The sequence below is a fragment of the Veillonella sp. R32 genome (genome assembly GCF_010093125.1).
In the GTDB taxonomy this organism is placed as follows: Bacteria; Bacillota; Negativicutes; order Veillonellales; family Veillonellaceae; genus Veillonella_A.
Genome location: NZ_NMZQ01000010.1, coordinates 19,252 through 38,930 on the forward strand (window position 1 = coordinate 19,252; position 19,679 = coordinate 38,930).

17 protein-coding genes and 1 riboswitch are annotated in these 19,679 nt (G+C 40.1%); of the genes, 4 read left to right on the forward strand and 13 right to left on the reverse strand.

Annotated features, from left to right (window positions below):
• Positions 1 to 149: 149 nt before the first annotated feature.
• From VER_RS02475 to bioF, 3 genes are read left to right on the forward strand one after another with little or no spacing between them, the layout of a single operon-like run.
• Complete coding sequence (locus VER_RS02475) at positions 150 to 653, forward strand: hypothetical protein (protein ID WP_162099310.1); 504 nt, start codon at positions 150 to 152, stop codon at positions 651 to 653.
• On the forward strand, positions 643 to 1,392 hold the full coding sequence (locus VER_RS02480; RefSeq protein ID WP_162099311.1) for a 6-carboxyhexanoate--CoA ligase: 750 nt from the start codon (positions 643 to 645) through the stop codon (positions 1,390 to 1,392). Before VER_RS02475 ends, VER_RS02480 begins: the two co-directional genes overlap by 11 nt.
• Positions 1,393 to 1,404: 12 nt before the next feature.
• Positions 1,405 to 2,601 (forward strand): 8-amino-7-oxononanoate synthase, encoded by a 1,197-nt coding sequence (bioF, locus tag VER_RS02485; protein WP_162099312.1) that lies wholly within the window; start codon positions 1,405 to 1,407, stop codon positions 2,599 to 2,601.
• Here the strand turns inward: bioF and VER_RS02490 are convergent.
• The 5 genes from VER_RS02490 to VER_RS02510 form a co-directional block, all read right to left on the reverse strand.
• Complete coding sequence (locus VER_RS02490; protein WP_162099313.1) at positions 2,594 to 3,934, reverse strand: metallophosphoesterase family protein; 1,341 nt, start codon at positions 3,932 to 3,934, stop codon at positions 2,594 to 2,596. The genes bioF and VER_RS02490 overlap by 8 nt on opposite strands.
• Before the next feature lie 159 nt (positions 3,935 to 4,093).
• Positions 4,094 to 4,624: a cyclophilin-like fold protein gene (locus VER_RS02495; RefSeq protein ID WP_162099314.1), complete on the reverse strand. Its 531-nt coding sequence runs from the start codon at positions 4,622 to 4,624 to the stop codon at positions 4,094 to 4,096.
• A 47-nt stretch (positions 4,625 to 4,671) separates the two neighbouring features.
• Positions 4,672 to 5,655 carry an alpha/beta hydrolase gene (locus VER_RS02500; protein WP_162099315.1) on the reverse strand — a complete coding sequence of 328 codons (984 nt, stop codon included), beginning with the start codon at positions 5,653 to 5,655 and terminating at the stop codon, positions 4,672 to 4,674.
• Between the two features lie 113 nt (positions 5,656 to 5,768).
• Positions 5,769 to 7,001 carry an alpha/beta hydrolase gene (locus tag VER_RS02505; RefSeq protein WP_202922108.1) on the reverse strand — a complete coding sequence of 411 codons (1,233 nt, stop codon included), beginning with the start codon at positions 6,999 to 7,001 and terminating at the stop codon, positions 5,769 to 5,771.
• Between the two features lie 62 nt (positions 7,002 to 7,063).
• Entirely contained in the window at positions 7,064 to 8,236 is a 1,173-nt protein-coding gene (locus tag VER_RS02510; protein ID WP_162099316.1) for an MFS transporter, read from the reverse strand.
• A 216-nt stretch (positions 8,237 to 8,452) separates the two neighbouring features.
• Between VER_RS02510 and VER_RS02515 the strand changes: the two genes are divergently transcribed.
• The gene (locus VER_RS02515; RefSeq protein WP_162099317.1) at positions 8,453 to 9,328 is read left to right on the forward strand and encodes a LysR family transcriptional regulator; all 876 of its coding nucleotides are present in this window, start codon (positions 8,453 to 8,455) and stop codon (positions 9,326 to 9,328) included.
• 97 nt (positions 9,329 to 9,425) lie between these two features.
• Here VER_RS02515 and VER_RS02520 read toward each other — a convergent pair whose 3' ends face one another.
• The 8 genes from VER_RS02520 to VER_RS02555 form a co-directional block, all read right to left on the reverse strand.
• On the reverse strand, positions 9,426 to 10,736 hold the full coding sequence (locus tag VER_RS02520; RefSeq protein ID WP_162099318.1) for a metallophosphoesterase family protein: 1,311 nt from the start codon (positions 10,734 to 10,736) through the stop codon (positions 9,426 to 9,428).
• Positions 10,737 to 11,105: 369 nt separating this feature from the next.
• Positions 11,106 to 12,113, reverse strand: coding sequence for a galactose/methyl galactoside ABC transporter permease MglC (mglC, locus tag VER_RS02525; RefSeq protein ID WP_162099319.1), 1,008 nt, complete (start codon positions 12,111 to 12,113; stop codon positions 11,106 to 11,108).
• A gap of 12 nt (positions 12,114 to 12,125) precedes the next feature.
• Complete coding sequence (locus tag VER_RS02530; RefSeq protein WP_162099320.1) at positions 12,126 to 13,637, reverse strand: sugar ABC transporter ATP-binding protein; 1,512 nt, start codon at positions 13,635 to 13,637, stop codon at positions 12,126 to 12,128.
• Positions 13,638 to 13,707: 70 nt separating this feature from the next.
• Positions 13,708 to 14,748, reverse strand: a complete 1,041-nt coding sequence (locus VER_RS02535) for a galactose ABC transporter substrate-binding protein (protein WP_162099321.1) — start codon at positions 14,746 to 14,748, stop codon at positions 13,708 to 13,710.
• A 66-nt stretch (positions 14,749 to 14,814) separates the two neighbouring features.
• Positions 14,815 to 15,999 carry an ROK family transcriptional regulator gene (locus VER_RS02540; protein ID WP_162099322.1) on the reverse strand — a complete coding sequence of 395 codons (1,185 nt, stop codon included), beginning with the start codon at positions 15,997 to 15,999 and terminating at the stop codon, positions 14,815 to 14,817.
• 20 nt (positions 16,000 to 16,019) lie between these two features.
• The gene (locus VER_RS02545) at positions 16,020 to 17,174 is read right to left on the reverse strand and encodes a galactokinase (RefSeq protein ID WP_162099323.1); all 1,155 of its coding nucleotides are present in this window, start codon (positions 17,172 to 17,174) and stop codon (positions 16,020 to 16,022) included.
• Positions 17,167 to 18,162, reverse strand: coding sequence for a galactose-1-phosphate uridylyltransferase (gene galT / locus VER_RS02550; RefSeq protein ID WP_162099324.1), 996 nt, complete (start codon positions 18,160 to 18,162; stop codon positions 17,167 to 17,169). Before galT ends, VER_RS02545 begins: the two co-directional genes overlap by 8 nt.
• Positions 18,163 to 18,577: 415 nt before the next feature.
• Positions 18,578 to 19,390 carry a MetQ/NlpA family ABC transporter substrate-binding protein gene (locus tag VER_RS02555; protein WP_162099325.1) on the reverse strand — a complete coding sequence of 271 codons (813 nt, stop codon included), beginning with the start codon at positions 19,388 to 19,390 and terminating at the stop codon, positions 18,578 to 18,580.
• 167 nt (positions 19,391 to 19,557) lie between these two features.
• Positions 19,558 to 19,660: riboswitch (SAM riboswitch) on the reverse strand.
• Between the last annotated feature and the right edge of the window lie 19 nt (positions 19,661 to 19,679).

Genomic DNA, 19,679 nt, shown 5'->3' on the forward strand with positions numbered 1-19,679 from the left:
TTTACAGTCATACCCCCTTAGCGTATAATGAAAGCAATTAAGTTAACCTAAATATTTTTATAGGTTAACAATTAGTTTTGCATTAATTAGGGATATGTAAAACTAAGGTATTGGTAGGTAGAGTTTTTAATAAGGGAAAGGACTGTATCATGAAACAAACATCAATTCGTACTATCTGTGAAATTGGGATTTTAGCTGCTATGATTGGCATCACGGGGGCCATCAAGCTGCCCAATGTCATTCCAGGCGTGGACTTTCAACTTTCGGCGCCATTAGCCGTGGCCATTTGCGCTGTGTTTGGCTTTAAACGCTATATCATAGCTGGTTGTTTAGCCAGTCTTATTTCATTACTTCTAGGCACACAAAATCTACTCAATGTAGCTATTGCCATGCAATTTCGTCTGATTGCGGGAGCCGTGCTCTACCTAGGCCGTAATACAATTTGGTCACAAATCATCGCTGGCCCTATTGCGTCGATTATTGCCCGCCTAACCTTAGGCCTCATCTTCGGCAAATTGGCCTATGCTATGATTCTCATGGCTGTACCAGGCTATATCTTTACCGCCATTTTCTCCCCAATTCTTGTAAAAATACTCGGTAAAGTGCGTCGCGCCGTACCAGCCACAGCAGGAGGCTCAACGAATGTATTATAGTATTCGTATGCGGGCTGCTCAAGGTGGTGCTCATGAAGAAGGGGGCCACCACATTTCAGGGGCGGAACGGATTGTAACCAAAGATGAATTAGAACAACTATCAGCAGACTTAGTGCATCGAGCACTCCATCACAGTAAAGGCTGTGCCGACTTCATCCGCCTTACCATTGATGCCATTGATGAAGCAACCATTCATTATGTGCCAGCCTTAGCAGTCAATAACACCCAAGTCTGCACCGTAACAGAGGCCTATACAATAGCTAACGAATTATTAACGGCTCATGGTATTACAGACAGAGCGCTTCAACAAGGTTTACAATTATTACGTTCACAAAAAGAAGCTATGCGGGGAGCTTTAATTTGCAATGCCCTTACCGGCGAGCGACTCGATACCTTAGGTAATCGGGGCCTGCGGGTCAGTCGAATGGCTTTTGCTAATGAGAGCGAGGCCTGTCAACATTTTCAAGAACAAGGCCACACAGGCGTGCATTTTCAAGAAGCTCTCGTCTTAGCTACCAAAGTCCTAAGCGCCCCTCAAGTGATCGGTGAGTTTTGTATTTCCGATGACCCCGACTATACGATTGGCTATGTAAGCTATGGTCATACCTATCACCGCTTAGGCCCATTAAAAGAATTAGGTGATAGTCGTGGCGGTCGCATTTTCTTTGTTCACCCGGAAACCAATCTTACAGAATTACAAGAATATTTAGAAAATACAACTGTCTTAGTCACTATTTAAACGAGGTATCCCATGCTTTCAGCCACTACGCGTGAGTTCTATGAATCACAACTACAACAATTAAGCAATGCTAAACGGCGCCGACAATGCACTACCTATGAGCCTCTCGACAGCACCCATGTGCGCCTAAATGGTAAAACTTATCTTATGATGGCGTCCAATAATTACTTAGGTCTTACCCATCAGCCACAGGTCTTAGCAAGTGCGCAAAAAGCTATTAATGCCTATGGTACCGGTTCAGGCGGGGCCCGTCTAACCTCTGGCACCTATCCATTATTGCCACAATTAGAAACACAATTAGCCTGTCTTAAAGAAACTGAGCAAGCGCTCGTCTTTAACACAGGCTATATGGCCAATGTAGGTACTATTTCTGGCCTCATGGAAACAGGCGATTATATTCTAAGCGACGCCTTAAATCACGCCAGTATTATTGATGGTTGTCGGCTCAGTAGTGCCACCATCAAAGTATATGAACACAATAATTGTGAACATTTAGAGGAAATTTTAAAAGAACTCCCCCCTACCGGTAAACGACTCATCGTTACCGATGGTGTATTCAGCATGGACGGGGATCTGGCACCCTTGCCTGATTTAGTCACGCTCGCTAAACGGTACGGCGCCTTACTTATGGTTGATGACGCCCATGCGACAGGTGTTATCGGCGAAGGCCGTGGTACTGCGCACCATTTTAATTGCAGTAAAGATGTAGATATTCAGCTAGGCACCCTCAGCAAAGCCCTCGGCAGTGAAGGGGGCTTTGTCTGTGCCAATGAACTCCTCATTAATACACTTATTAATCGCAGTCGTAGTTTCATTTTTTCAACAGCCTTAGTACCGGCCGCTATCGGCGCCGCCCAACAAAGTCTTAACCTACTAACTAGTGACACTACGCTCTACAACCAGCTACACCACAATATTGAATATATGACGCAAGCCTTATTACAACAAGGTATTGCGGTGACCCATAAAACCACGGCCACCGCTTTAGTGTCTAACTATCAACCTACGCCGATTTTTCCTATCGTCGTAGGCTCTGCTGAAAAAGCCTTGCGCCTATCCCAGCAACTTTTTGAAAAAGGAATTATTCTAACCGCCATTCGACCGCCAACGGTACCACACGGAGCCAGTCGCCTACGCCTTACCGTAACAGCGGCGCACCAAGAAGCTGATTTACAATATGTAGCCCATACGCTAGGCGAACTTATTTAGTCAGCGTCACGGTATCAAACTGTGTGCCATCGGCTAAATAAGCATCTACAGTAAGGGAATCCCCTTGCTTACGCAAGACTAAATAATTATCAGACTCTAAATACGGTGATTTATATTCATCGAGCGGATGATCGAGCCAAATATTAGCATACTTCACATCGCCAGCCACGCCCGTTACAATATAGTATGGGCCTATGGCACTGCGTTGGAAGTTTTCTACATGACCACGGCGCCGATACATATGATAATGAGCCGACAACACTAAATCTACATTATATCTTTCAAAGGTAGGCATAAACATATCGCCAATCTCATTAATCCCCGGTACCGTATTAGGTGCTTTAGTATGCGGATAACGGAATGGATCCCGATGCATGAGCACTACCTTCCATGGTTGCTTAGTATTGGCCAAATCCTGCTCTAACCAAGCTAATTGTTCTGCTTGTACCGCCTCACGATAGGTTTCATTCATCTCTTGAAACTGTGTATTCAACACCACAAAATGAACATCGCCATAATCATAGGAATAAAAAGCACGCCGTGATGAATCACCAGCAGCTGTACTTTCTAAGCCTACCGTAGGTGCTTTAAACTTGAAAAAAGCATCATAGGCGGTAGGCTCTTTCATTTGCCAATCTAAGGAATAATATTCATGATTTCCTATAACACCAGAAAAGGGAATATTGCTTATCATAGGTTCTACCGCATCAAACCAAGCATCCCACTGCGAAGCAGATTCACCATTGTCTACTAAATCGCCCATATTAATAAATAAGCCTGCCTCTGGATTATTAGCGTACGCCGTTTTTACCAATTCATGCCAACCATTATAATTAGCGGACTGGGAATCGGGAAACACAAGTGCCGTAAAATTGTGTTGATTAACCGTTTGCAACGTATGCCAATCATTAGTAATCACATTTTGACCGACCTGATATTCATACGTCTTATTCGGCTCCAATTGAGTTAATTCAGCCCGATACATATAGCGGACTACCTTATCTTCTTTCAAGGTTTCCATCGTAGCCGGTACGGCCTGAATCGTACTATCTAAAGCGCCAGCTTCTTTATACAATACCACTGGATCAGCTTCTGGATTATGCGTCTCCCACATAATAATTCGTGAATGAGCCATATCAGGCGTAACTAATTGCCGCACATAACGAGCTTCAACACCAGCGTGTGGCATATACTGATAATACAAACTGCGACTTTGTCGCATAATATGAGCGCCCCAAGCGGTTGACGATACAATGGTGCCCAGCACCACAACTAATGCAAATACAGCAGACAACCAAATGAACCAGGGTTGTCTTTTTTTATGACCTTTCATGTTATAGCCCCTCCAACTTTCTCTTTATCTCTACTATTAACCTAATTGAATATATACTACTAAATATTTCCTAGTGCCACAATTAGTCAATACATCGAATATACTCCATTAATTGTATTATATAAGTTAGAGTTAACTTCAAGTCAAGGCATTTTTTTACTACTTTGAGAATGTAATCGTAACATTCCCATCACCAAGCAATTCTTCCCAATCTATAGGATTAACCGCTTCACCTAAATCCGTATAAGCATATGAAGACTCAAAGTTTTTATAAAATAAAACTAAACCTTGCCGCCCCCATAATTTCAACTGCCCAGCTTTAATAGTGCCCGCTACCTTTGAATCGGTAGGAAGGGACGAATTCAATACAATGTATTTCTCATTATCATTAACATCCTCTAATGTCAACGTCTGTGGTAATTGTTCTGCAAACTGCTTAGCAGCTGCTGTATTAGCTAAACGAAACGTAACTGTCTGCCCCTGAATATGCAGTTTTATATATTCAGTAGCTTGATTCTCACTATTAGTAAGGCTTTCACGCCCTTGCTCATTACTGACATTAGACATTTCTGCAGTTTTTGTTGCCTCATCAATGCCCTCTTGTGCCTGAGTACAACCAGCTAATGTACCTAATAAAACAAAAATATATCCTATGAGTAAGGCTCGACATATTTGATGTATCCTATTCATCTAAACCTCCCTTAATACAATTTTTGATTTTAGTAAAACTTTACAATCTATTTCATATATCGATTCACAAAGTCTCTCATTTCTAAAAGTGAATCTATCGATTCCTGCATATCTGGTAATAAAAGAGCAAAATCATGGGGCATTGCTGGATAGATTGTCATACTTACTATATTACCAACAGCTGCCATATTGGTAGCCAAAGCCTCGCCTTCTGTTAAAAACAACTCATTACCACCAATTTGTATAAGAGTTGGTGGCAACCCTTTTAAATCAGCATAAAGAACCGATACTTTAGGATCTAGCACATCAAGTTCACCTGCATACACAGGCTTAACTACAGCCTTATATAATGGTGTTCCTATACCTAGCACTTGATCTTTTCGTTCATTTTCCGTTCGTGAAGTATGTTGCTTATGTTCAAAATCAACCCAAGGAGATGCTAACAACATAGCTCCAGGCAATTCGATTTGATGGTTTCTTAAATATATTGACAAAGCAATCCCTAAATTTCCACCTGCAGAATCGCCAATTACAATAATATCCTTTCCTTGAATACCCTGACTCAAAAGCCCTTTATAAACAGTTACAGCATCCTCTAAAGCCGCTGGATACACGTAAGCCGGCGCTAAGCGATAATCTACGCTATATATTGCTCTAGCCCCCATCAGAGTAGCCTGTTTCAAAGCAAGCGTACGATGATAATCCGTCATCCCCGCTACATACCCACCACCATGAAGTTGTAAAATAACCCTATCACCTTGCTCCATTTCATGGGAAAAATACTCTACTGGCACATCTTGAAAATATAATGTTTGTTTTGTCCATGCATCAGGTAGTTCAAACGCTGCATTAGCACTTTCCAAATTCTGAAATAATGTATTCATTTCATTTGAAATATAGGCCTGTTTAGCCTCGCCCACTAAGCTAAGCCCTTCATTAGGTATATTTAATGGGGTAGCCCAAGATTGTCCACCCAGACCACTTACAAGCATACTCACTAGGACCATAATTTTAATAATTATTCTATTCATAGCTACTTATCTGTCCTCCTACTATTAAAGTTATTAATTTAGTAGCAACACACTAATTTCTAAAAAAATACTACTCATAAGTACTTAAATACCTACAAGTAGTATTTTATAAATTACTTCAAGTTTTTATGGAAGAATTCTGTAATTTCTTTAAATGGAATTACATCCGTCTTATCATATAAATCTACATGAGTAGCACCTGGTACAACAATCAATTCTTTATTATCACCAGTTAATGCTTTCATTACATCTTCGGACATATAACGAGAATGAGCATTTTCACCAGTCACCAATAATACAGGTCGTGGTGCAATTTCATCTAAATGCCCAGACATACTGAAATTCATGAAACCATACGGCATAATATCTACCCAAGCCGTTGTAGAATTAATAGAACGTGGATGATATCCTCGACCAGTGCGATAGAAATCAAAGAATTGTTTACCTACTGGATCCATATCTGAAGAAGCTACTTCTGGTAACAAGTGTCCATCTTCTAAGGTTATTAACTGTCCATCAATAATAGGTACCTCATGATAACCAAGCGCCGTAGTGCCTCTATCGACCATTTCCCAACGTTTATCGGCTAAATATTGTAATACCTTATCACGATCGGCTGCTGTATAATAATCATTTAACCCTTGCCCAATTGAGCGAGACATATCATATAAAACAGACGTAGCTACTGCTTTCACACGTTTATCCATTGCCGCATCGGATAAAGCCATACCACCAAAGCCACAAATACCCATAAGACCAATATTATCACGGTCTACATTGTCTAAAGTACCCAAGAAGTCAATGGCTGCACTAAAATCTTCTGTATTAATATCTGGCGAAGCCATATTTCGTGGAGTCCCACCACTTTCACCAGTATAAGATGGATCAAAGGCGATTGTTACAAATCCCTGCTCTGCTAGTGACTGTGCATATAAACCAGACGTCTGCTCTTTAACGGCACCAAACGGGCCTGCAACCGCAATAGCTGCCATTTTGCCAGTACCATTTTTAGGCGTATATAAATCACCGGCTAATGTAATGCCATAACGATTAACAAAGGTCACTTTACGATGATTTACTTTATCACTTTTAGGGAAAATTTTATCCCATTTTGCTTCTAATTTTAATGCTTCTGGTTGATTCATAGGGGAATTAATTTTGTCTTGCGCATCTACCGTAGGCATCACATGTTGCTGTGCCTCAGCTACATGAGCCGCATTACTCGCAATGGGTACATACTCTACACCAGCCGCCAAAGCAGAACTCTGACCGCCACTCATACCATATACAGAGGCCACTACAGCCGCTATGACTGCTTTTTTCAAAAAAGATTTACGAAGTTTCATTCTATTTCCTCCTAAAAATAATACACAATCTACAAATAACTTAAAGCAACTTATAAACTCTCTTATATTTCATGAACCGCTTCAGAATAAGCGCTTCGTTCATAAAACCGCTGATAGGTAAATACAACTATAGCTACTACAACCAAAGCTATACCGCCGTACATAATTGTCCCAATGCCATATTGATTAATGCCTAAGCCACAAAGAGTAGTCCCTACAATAACACCAATATTAGCAGCCGTAAGGAACAGGCCATTTGCAAAATTCAAAGCTTCTCGTGCAGCTCGTGTTATCCAGTATTGAGTAATATTAGCACTAATACCGGCTATAATTCCCCAAAAAGTGACGAGCCCTATGGCCAACCAACGTTGTGAACCACCTACTAAGAAACTACTATAAATAACGATAATTAAAAGGAGCACCCCTTGAATGGTCCTTATAGCTTGATTACTTAACAAGCGACCAGCTAAACCACTCCCCACTAGATTCATTAGGCCATATACTAATAAAGTCACACTCACTACATTCGTGCTTAAAGCACTTACATCTAACGCATATTCTACAAAATAGTTATATACGCCATATATAGAACCATTAAGGGCTATTACGAAAACTATCGACAACCATAGTGTTGGCTTACGCAAGACCCTAAGCTGTTCACCATAAGAAATGGTTTCTTTTGGCAGTGAATTAGGAATATACAAAACAGTCATTACAAACACTAACGCTGTAACGAGCGCCGAAAATAAAAAGGCTAAACTTAAACCAAAATGAACTGCCAACCAATTACTAATAGGAATCCCCACTACCATACCCGCAGCCACGCCCATATTAATCTTAGCTACCGCTTTAGGTGCCTCTTTACGTGCTACAGAGCTAGCAGCTAACGAAAAAGCCATAGCACAGTACACAGGATGTAATAAGGCAGGTACTAAACGAGCTACAAATAAAGTTTCAAAATTGGGCGCCCAAGCAGCCAAGATACTGGTCATTGTAAAAATAGCTAATACCAACAGCATTAACGGTTTACGTGGCCACTTTGATAGCAACAAAGGCATCGTAGGCCCCGATATGGCAACACCTAACGCAAATATGCTTAATAAACTACCTGCTTGACTTAACGAAATTTGATAATTCTCAGCAATATATGGCAATATGCCAATGATGCCCATTTCCGTATTCAAAATACCAAATACGCCGATTGCTAAAATATACACTAATCGAGTGGATGCCATTACCACGCCTCCTTTATCCGTCCAGATTCATCTATCCCCATATTTACACTTAACTCATACTTTGAATGGAGTCATTTGATAGTTCTATTATATTCAACCCATTAAATATAGCAATTATTTATAATTCATATCTAGTTATGCTTTTAATCTATTTCTATGTGCGATATACTATAAGCAGATATCCTATACTACTAAAAGAATTAAGGAGTTAGAACTATGGAAATTCGTGTACTGCGCTACTTCTTAGAAATGGCTCGCGAAGGCAATATGTCACGAGCTGCTCAAAAGCTTCATATTACACAGCCAACTATGTCAAAACAACTACGTGACTTAGAAACCGAATTAGGTGTTAAACTCTACACGCGCACTAATTACAATATAGAGCTCACTGAAGCAGGCCATTTATTACAAAAACGAGCCCACGATATTATAGATTTAACAGATAAGACTACCCTAGAATTCCAGAATTTAGCCACCCTAGCTGAAGGTACCATATATGTTGGCAGTGCTGAATCAGAATCGTTTACCACCGTAGCAAAAGCTATTAAAGAGCTACAATTAGTACATCCTAAAATTCAACTCCATGTTTTCAGCGGCAATATTCAAGATGTATTAGAACAACTCGATAAAGGCCTAATAGATTTTGCTTTTATTATGGACTATCAGGACTCTACCAAGTATGAAAGCTATCCAATGCCTATGCCTGATCGTTGGGGCTTAATAGTTCCTCAAACTGATCCTCTATCACAGAAAGACAGTTTAACATTGGCAGAACTCATAGGTTTACCATTAATTTGTTCTCGTCAAAATATGATTATCGACTTTCCACGCTGGTTTGGTAATGCTAACTTACATATTGTAGCTACCTATAATCTACTGTATAATGCCATGATTCTAGTGCGTGAAGGCGTAGGCTACGCCCTTTCCTATGATAAATTAGCTAATACAGCCTTAAACAGTAAATTAACCTTTGTCCCTTTGCGTGATGTCAATACATCAACCATGTATTGTTTATGGCGTAAACACCATACGTTCAGTACGGTGGCTCAATTATTTATAAATGAACTCAGAAAACAACTTAACCACGTATAACAAAAGAGGCTGCAACTACTACAGATTACCTCTGTCTAGTTGCAGCCTCTTTGTATAGGTTTTTATTTTGACGCCTTGTATTGGCAATGCTAACAAACTATTTTGTTAAACGTACTTCATCAAATTGAGTGCCATCAAACCAAAATGCTTTTACAATTAATGCATTCCCCTCTTTACTTAGCAACAAGTAATTAGGTTTGTCATCAGAGGGCGGTGCATATTCATCTAATGGATGTGTTTGCCAACGTTCATTATAAAAAATATCCCCAGCCACACCACTTACAATATAATATGGTCCCGTCTTACTCCGTTCATAATTAACGATATGACCATGACGACGATACATATGATAATGACCTGCCAATACTAAATCTACATTATAAATTTCAAAAATTGGCATAAAAATGCGTCCTATCTCAGAAAAGCCGGACGCACTATTTGGATTTTTAGCCCGACCATACTGGAAAACATCACGATGCATCAAAACAACTTTCCAAGGAGCCTTAGTATTTTGTAAATCTTCACGAAGCCAAGCTAATTCGCCAGCTTTCATTTGTTCGCGCACCCCTTCAGGCATCGCTTCAAATTCTGTATCAACTACTACAAAGTGAACCTCACCATAGTCAAACGAGTAAAACGGTTCACGTCGTAAGGTTGAATTAGCTTGCACAAAGGGAAAGAAATGAGAATAGGCTAAAGGGGCTCGAAACTTTAAATCAGTCGTATAAAATTCATGGGAACCGATAACACCTGCAAAAGGAACTTCTGAAATCATTGGTTCGACCGCATGAAACCATTCATTCCATTGCTTTGCTGATTCACCATTATCTACTAAATCACCAAGATTAACAAAAAACTGCACATTCGGATTTTGCCCATAAGCAGTTTTTACTAAATTTGACCACTTCGTATAGTCATTCGATTGTGAGTCAGGAAATATGAGGGCTGAAAAATTAGCATTCTGCTTCGTACTCAACGAATGCCATTCATCATCGGTATGACCTTCACGTCCCACTTGATATACATATTCTTCATTAGGCTGTAAATCGCGCAAATCTACACGATAAATATAACGCCGTTCTTTACCATCTTCAAACATTTCTGATACGGCATACACTGTCTGCATGGTATCATCGCTATGCCCTTTGAGCTTATACTTTACCACTGAGTTAGCTTGTTGGGCCTTCGTTTCCCATAAAATAATACGTCGTGTACTCATATCAGGAGTCACTAATTGACGTATATGTAATGGCTTGCTGTCAGAAACTGGCATGTATTTGTGATATCCCGCCACCATACGCTGCCAAATTCCCGCGTCCTTTTCATCTGCCCCACTATAGCTCCACCACACCAAAGCCATTATGGCGCACACAAAAATGGCGCTTACGGTTAATCCCGTACGCTTCATAGTTTCTTATTCCACTCCTATTGTCACATTTAAACTGCTACCACAACACATACATAAATATACATACTATTTTCACGTTACAATACGCATATCTATATACACATTCAAATATCTCTATTCCACTATACACTACTATCATTATATATCATTAATTATATATAACGCAATATTTATAATAAACTTTCATCAATTACATATATATACTTTTTTATACAAAAAACACCATAACCAAGGACATTTTCACCATAAATAGTCCTTATTTTTACTACAAACATAAAAAAAGAGAAATCAACGAATCGTAAAAATATTCATTGATTCCTCTTTTTTACACATTTTTATAGAAGCGTATGCTTCCTCATCAATATATAATTATTTACGAGCTAAGTATTTACGAACGTCTACAGCTACAGCTACTACGATAATTAAACCCTTAATAATGAGCTGCCAATATGGTCCCATACCAACGAAGGTTAAACCGTAGTTAATAACGGTAAAGATAAGTACGCCAGCAATAATGCCTGGTACCGTACCAATACCACCTGTAACGGATACGCCCCCTACTACCGCGGCAGCGATAGCATCTAATTCATACATGTTACCATAGTTATTAGTAGCCCCACCAGTACGAGCCGCTTCCAAAATACCACCTACACCATATAAAGCCCCAGCAATAACATAAATAGCAATTAAGGTAGCCGCTACATTAATCCCCGACACCACAGCGGCTTGTGGGTTACCACCAATGGCAAACATATTTTTACCAAGCACGGTCTTGTTATACACAATCCACATAACAAAGGCAATAACGGCCGCAATAATTACAATATAGGGAATCGTAATAACCCCTAAGTCTAAGGAGCCAGAACCGAATACGGTAAATTCAGGACGTAAACCACCAATTGGTTGCGAATTATTTGGTTCCATATCAAAATACAAGGAACATACGCCATAGGTCATAACCATAGTGCCTAAAGTAGCAATAAATGGCACAATTTTTAAATACGCTACAATCAACCCTGAAATAAGACCAACCAAAGCCCCTACGGCAATGGCAATAATAATCGGTAAGAACGTAGGTAATTGTGGCACCTGTTCAAAGAAGGGATGCGGATAATTGGGCATCTGCGATAAAGAAGCCGACACGACAGCGGTCAAACCAACGACACGACCAGCCGATAAGTCACACCCTGCAGTAATCAAAATCATAGCTGACCCTAAGGCAATGATGACACGTGGCGACGATTGAATTAAAATATCGCGAAAACTAGTCATCGATAAAAAGTTAGGGCTATAAATAGAAATGGCCGCTACTAATACAACCAATACAATATAAATAGCATTTTGCGTCATAAACTTGCTAATGCGTGATCCATTCATTGTTATGTCCTCCTATACTAAACCTGCTGTAGCAAGTTCCATGATTTTTTCTTCCGTTGCGTCTTTAGCATCAATAATGCCTTCCATAATGCCATTACTCATAACCATTATGCGGTCACTCATCCCTAGCAATTCCGACATTTCCGAAGAAATCATGATTACACTTTTACCTTGCGAAGCTAAGCGATTAATAATCGTGTAAATTTCATATTTAGCCCCCACATCAATACCACGGGTGGGTTCATCGAGCAATAAAATTTCAGGATTCGTATTTAACCATCTTGAAATCAGTACTTTTTGCTGATTCCCACCAGACAAGGATTGAATGCGCGTCTGTGTATCAGGAGTTTTGATACGCAGTGAAGCAACACCTTCTTGCGTATCTACTTCACGCAGTTTGTCATTTAATAAACCTGCTTTATTACGGTATTTAGGCATACATGCCATAGTGTTATTATCCACAATATTGAGCATTGGGAAAATCCCCGTAGCTCGTCGTTCTTCCGTTAAAAGCGCAATATGATGTTTCTTTGCATCCCGTGGGCTTTTAATCTTAACTTCTTTACCATGAATAAAAATCTTACCCGCAGCCAAGTGACGAAGTCCAAATAAGGCTTCAATAACTTCTGTTCGCTGCGCCCCTACTAAGCCACCAATACCAAGTACTTCACCTTTGCGCAAAGAAAAGTTAACATCTTTAAAGGAATGGTCACGAATCGAGGTCATCCCTTCAACACGCAAGATTTCTTCCCCTGGTTCATTCGTTTTCTCAGGGAATAATTGCGTCATTTCACGGCCTACCATCCGTTTAATAATTAGGTCGGTTGTAAGTTCTTCTGACGGCCAAGTACCTATATAGTTACCATCACGCATAATCGTTACTTCGTCGGATATGCGCAGGATTTCTTCCATTTTATGAGAAATATAGATGATAGCCACCCCTTTAGCTTTCAAGCTTTCAATAATTTTAAATAAGTGCTCTACTTCATCACTTGTCAGCGATGAGGTTGGTTCATCCATTACAATGATACGTGCGCTATGCGACACGGCTTTAGCAATTTCAATACTTTGCAATTTAGAAACGGATAAATGACCAGCCAATTCTTCTGGATCAATATCTACGTCAATTTCTTTAAACAAAGCCAACGTATCTTCTTTCATTTTCTTGTGGTCCACCAATTTAAGGGGGCCAATTCGTCTGGTTGGGAAACGTCCTAACCATAAATTTTCCATAACATTTCGTTGAAGTACAGGATATAATTCCTGATGAATCATGGAAATACCAAGCTCCAACGCGGTCCGTGAATCAGCAATTTCTACTGGTTCACCATTAAGTATAATTTGTCCCTCATCCTGTTTATATATACCAAATAAGCATTTCATCAAGGTCGATTTCCCAGCCCCATTTTCGCCCATCAGCGCATGTACCGAACCTGGACGGAGCCGCAGAGATACATCATTTAGTGCCTTTACGCCGGGAAATGATTTGGTTATATGTTGCATCTCTAAAATATACTCGCTCATGCTTGCCCTCCTACCAGTATTAGTAAGTGAGGGAGGCCTGCAACAAGCCTCCCCAACTTACTTGTATGACTTATTTATCACCTAAGATTTGATCTGCATTTTCTTTCGTTACGATTTCGTAAGGAACCCAGATATATTGTTTGTCGATAATTTCGAATCCTACATTATCTTTTGTTGGTGTTTCACCTTTAGATAATACTAACATTAAGTTAAATACAGCGTCCCCTTGTTTCTTAGCATTATTAAGTACAGTACCTAATAAAGTGCCATCTTTCAAAGCCTGTACAGCTGGTGCGGTTGCATCTACCCCTACGACTGGCATATATTTACCATCTTTGAAATACCCCGCTGCTTTCAATGCTTCAATAGCACCTAAGGCCATGTCATCATTGTTAGAAATTACAGCATCAATTTTATCGCCATAGCTAGATAAGAAAGCTGCCATTTTTTCCTGACCTTTTACACGGTCCCACATAGCTGTGTCTTGCGCAATTTCATCTACTTGAATACCTTCTTTTTTGAGGGATTCAATTACATATTTAGAACGAAGTTCTGCATCTTGATGGCCTGGTTCGCCTTTAATTAATACATAGTGTAATACATTGTCTTTGCTCTTATAAGCTTCTGGATGCTTTTTGAAGTAATCGGCTAAGATTTTACCTTGCATTTCACCGCTTTGTTCTGCTTTAGCCCCTACATAGTACACTTTGTCCCATTTTGCCATGTCTTCTGTTAACGGTTCACGGTTCATGAAAACAACAGGTACATTCGCTGCTTTTGCTTTTTCTATAATCCCACCAGCTGCTGGACGGTCAACAATGTTAACACCAATGGCTTTGTATTTTTTGTTAAGGAATAAATCAACTTTTTCGTTTTGGGTAGGTTGGGAGTTCTGGCTATCTACGATATCCACTTTTGCTTTCCCCTTAGCGTCTGCATCGATACGAGCGCGTACGCCACTCATGAAGGTATCGTCAAATTTGTAAATGGCCACCCCTACTTGTGGCAATTCACCACCACCAGAATTACTAGAATCACTGCCACAACCACTCACTACCAAAGCCCCTACTGCGAAGGTTGCTAACATTGCTGCTTTCCATGCCTTTTTCACGAGAAATTCCTCCTTTAAGATGAAACTGTAGACTCTATATTTCGCTATGTTTAGCGGTTCTACCTATTACCGGCCCCCATTGAGCCATACTTCACTAGCACGCCGACTGCTTACAATATCTACCATCCCCAGTAACGTGTAGTAACTACCATTACCAGAGTAGACTAAGTCAACCCCTTGCGCTCGATGAAGGTTCTTTTCTAACACGGTTCGTAAAATAGGATCCATTGTTCCTACTGCATTCCCCATGGCACTACTTAAAATAATCCGTTGTGGATTAATCATATTGTATAAATTAGCTAAGGTGATTCCTAAGTATTTCCCCACGCGATTTAACGCTTCTAAACAAATCTCATCGCCTTCAACCGCAGCCTCATAAATAGGCTCTACGCGGAAAGCATCTGCTAAGATGTCTTCATTAGTCGCCACTTTAGATAGACGGCCTTTCTTAACTTCATTGAGCACGTACTCACGGATAGCCGTTTCAGAAGCCACTTCCTCTAAACGAGTAAAGGAATCGGTCTTACTTTCGTCAATATCAATGACCGAATAACCAATTTCACCAGCACAGTCATTGTAACCACGATAAAGGGCTCCATGGTAAATCAAAGACGCCCCTAAGCCATAGCTAAATTTCAAAACTAACAGATTTTCAATGCCTTTGCCACTGCCATAATAATATTCACCAGTGGATAAACAACGCACATCATTCTCTACATACGTAGGCAATTGAAAACGTTCTTCTAAAATATATTTGAACGGAATATTCGTCCATTTACCATTGGGTGAAAAAATGGAAATACCTTTCTTGGAATCAACTGGACCGCGTAAAATTAAACCAATGGCAGCAATGGTCCAGCGCATATCTTCAATAATGTCTTCCGCACAATGATAGATGATATTTAAAATTTCCTCCACAGTTAACCCAATGATGGATTGTTTCATTTGATGCAAAATAATACCGCCAGACTGCACGACGTAGCACACTACATTGTGCGTGCGCACGTGAATAATTAATAGCATTTCCTTCTGCTCATTAAATTTTAACAACATAGAGGGTCGCCCCAAAGCGCTCCGCTCTTGCCGATCTTCATAGATGAGCCCCTTATCTGCTAAGGTATTGCAAATATTGGTAACCGTAGGTGGAGTTATCCCTGTATTGCGGGCAATAATGGCTTTAGACACCGAACCATTACGGCGTATGTAATTTAAAATTATTTCATCATTGCTCAATACCTGCTTAGATTGCATTCCTTCACCTCCTCAGGTATTTATAAACTATATACGCCATCGCCTATTTCAGCATCATATAAAGTTGGTTCCGTACCAATAGCCGCTTCATATAATTTAGGCACATTTTCTTTAAACGCCGCTACCGCTTCACTCGCTACGAGCGCAATGGCACAGCCACCAAAGCCGGCCCCAGTCATACGCGAAGCCAAACAACCTGGTTGTTGCCGCGCAATATCAACGATAGTGTCTAGCTCTAAGCCACTCACTTCATAGTCATGTTTTAAAGACTCATGAGAAGCTGTAATAATGTCTGCAATCTTAGTTGTATCACCGGCTTGTAAGGCCTCCATAAAGGCAAGAACTCTAAGATTTTCCGTAATGACATGCCGCGCCCGACGACGCAATACCTCATCGGCAATAAGCGCTAAATCAGCTTCTGTGCCTAGTGCTAAGGCTTTCAAAGGATGGTGCTTCTGAATCTCGGCCAGCGCTGCATCACATTCTGCTTTACGTTCATTAAACTTGGAATCTACTAGGCCACGTTTTTTATTAGTATTCATAATAATGAGATGGTAATCACCCCAATTCAGTGGTACATGTTTAAATTCCATAGCCGTGCAATCTAGGAGCACACCATGACCATCCTTACCATGACTAATGGCAAACTGATCCATAATACCTACCTTAACGCCGACGAAGTTATATTCTACTTGTTGTGCCATTTCAGCCAACTTTGTCCTATCGATAGGCGTAAAATCTAAGTGACTCCATAACATATAGCCTGTTAAATCTAGAATACAAGCCGAAGACGATAACCCCGCCCCAGCAGGTAAATTGCCACTATAAAATAAATCCATACCAGGCAAGGTGTGACCTGCTTTTTTCAAAAACTCAATAATCCCAAGGGGATAGTTAGCCCAGTCATGAGCCGTATCATATACAAAATCTTCGTTTATATCGACCACTACAGTAGTTTCCATATTTTCCGAATAGAGACGAACCTTTGAATCGTCCCGTAGACGCATGGCTCCCCAAATCCCACAAGTTAAGGCAGCGGGAAATACATGACCACCATTATAATCTTGGTGCTCGCCAATAATATTTACACGCCCCGGGGCAAAATAGCAATCAATGGGCTTTCCAGTATCTCCGAATTGCTCAATAAATTTAGCTATTAGTTCCGCTTTATTCATTATTCATATCTTCCTTTTCTAAAATCTGATTAACTAACTTGCGTAATACAGGCGCCGTTTCTTCTACAGCACTGGTATTAGCAGCCGCCCAGGCTCCCATTTCCGAAGATGCATAATATTTAATCTTATTTGCTTCTCTAAATGGTGGGTAAAACTCAATATGGAAATGGTAATAATCTTTAGCTCTAGCATATTCTGGACTATTCACCGGCATCTGATGATATACCATCATGTATGGGAATGGCGCTTTGAATAATTCGTCAAAGGCCTGAGTAACTACTTTTAAAATGCGTGCTAAATCTTCCCGTTCTTTAGCCGTGCAATCAGCCAGCATACCTAAATGACGTTTCGAAACAATAAATACGCCATACGGATAATCGGTGAAGAACGGAATATAGGCTACAAAACTATCATTTTCAGCAACAATGCGCTTATCTGAGTCTTTTTCTTCTTCGTTCATTTGACAGAGTAAGCAACGTTTCCGCTTCTCATAGTGGTCTTTACAATTGCGAAGCTCTGTTTCAATCTTCTGTGGCACAAATGGATAGCCATAAATCTGCCCGTGCGGATGTGGCATTGTCACCCCTACCGCTTCCCCTTTATTTTCAAAAGGATACACGTATTTAATTCGTTTATCGGCACTCAAAGCGGTGCAACGATCAGCAATTAAGTCTAATAACTCCACAATGTGTGACACAGACAAATCGTAAAACTTTACATTATGTCGTGGTGAATACAAAATGACTTCACATTTGCCATAATTCTCAGCACTCTTGTAGAAACCACCATCCCAATATGGCGCTTCTGGATGCTGCGTTAAAGCAGGAAAATCATTATCATAAGCATACACAGTAAATTCTGAAGGCACCTTTTTCCCTTCGCCTGGGCAAAACGGACACCAATCTTGTGGCATATTGGGACGCATTTTACGGTTTGATGCGACCATCGTCCATGTGCCGAGTAATGGATTCCATCTTAATTCTGACATACTATCCGCTCCTCGCACTTAATAAACTACTTAAGAAAATATATTACAAATATATTTTTCCATATGTCACTCTTTTTTTCAAGCCATAATTGACAATCCTCCATACCAATTTCACATACCCCCTGAAATAATAAAAAAAGAGGCTATAAAGCCGCATTATTACTGCAACTTTATAACCTCTCCTATTATTTTTGTGCGTTTTTGGAAACAAAAAACTAAGCATTTACTTAATTTCTTAATTAAGTATAACCTAAAAACATATATAAAAACCATTAATTGCTTAGTGAGTACGCATCGCACACTACCTACCAACACTAAGCAACCAATGGTTTCACTAACATGCCGAGATGCTCAGCTCATAGCCAACTCCGTCCACGCCTCGGCACGCCACAGCCAACACGTCCCTAAGTAAATCTTACCAAGCAGGAATTAACACCTTGTCATAGTTCTTATTAATATAATCCTTAATAGCTTGTGATTGGAAAATCTTCACAAACTTTGCGTAAGTTGGATTATCTTTAGCCCGTGCTGCAATAATATTTACATACGGACTCGTATCAGACTCAATAGCAATCCCATCTTTGGTCGCATTAAGACCAGCTGATTTAGCAAAACCAGCATTAATAATAGAGGCCGTCGTATCATCAAGAGAGCGTGGTAGCTGAGCCGCTTCTAACTCAAGAATTTTAATATTTTTAGGATTTTCTACAATATCCTGCGGCACTGCTTTTAATTGGTCTTTATTAGGATCCAATTTAATAATCCCTTTTTGTTGTAATAAAATCAAAGCTCGACTTCCATTGGTAGGGTCATTAGGAATCGCAATCGTATCCCCTGCTTTTAATTCATCTAAACTTTTAATTTTATGCGAATATACCGCTAATGGCGCCAAATAAGTATCACCAATACTTACTAAATCCGTGCCATTCTTTTGGTTAAAGGCTTCCATAAAGGGCACATGCTGATACGAATTCAAGTCAATATCACCAACCGCTAACGCTTGGTTTGGCGTTACATAATCAGAAAATGTTTTAAGCACCACCTTAAGACCTTGCTTATCCGCTTCCTTCACCACTTCTTCCATAACTTCTTCACTGAAACCTGGCGTAATTCCTACGGTAATTTCTTGTTTTTCACCACTGCTGGCCGTATCACTACCACAACCGGCTAATACGGCTACCGCCGCAATCAAAGCCAAACCTAATACTAATAGTCGTTTAATATTCATAATCTCTCTCCTTTGCACCGCTTGTTTCACCCCAATTGAAACAAGCCCTCAACATAACACATGACATACGTGGCATACATGTTATACATAATATACACAACATACATGACCCGCCTATCATACAAAAAAGCATCTCCGTAGATACGAAGATGCTTACTCACTTAATTTACTCATCTATCGAATCTTACAATTCGCTGGAATTGGCACCTTTCTAATTAGAAGGTTGCCGCAACATCATCGGGCCAGTCCCTCAGTCGCTCTTGATGAAATCCTATTAAATTGATGGACT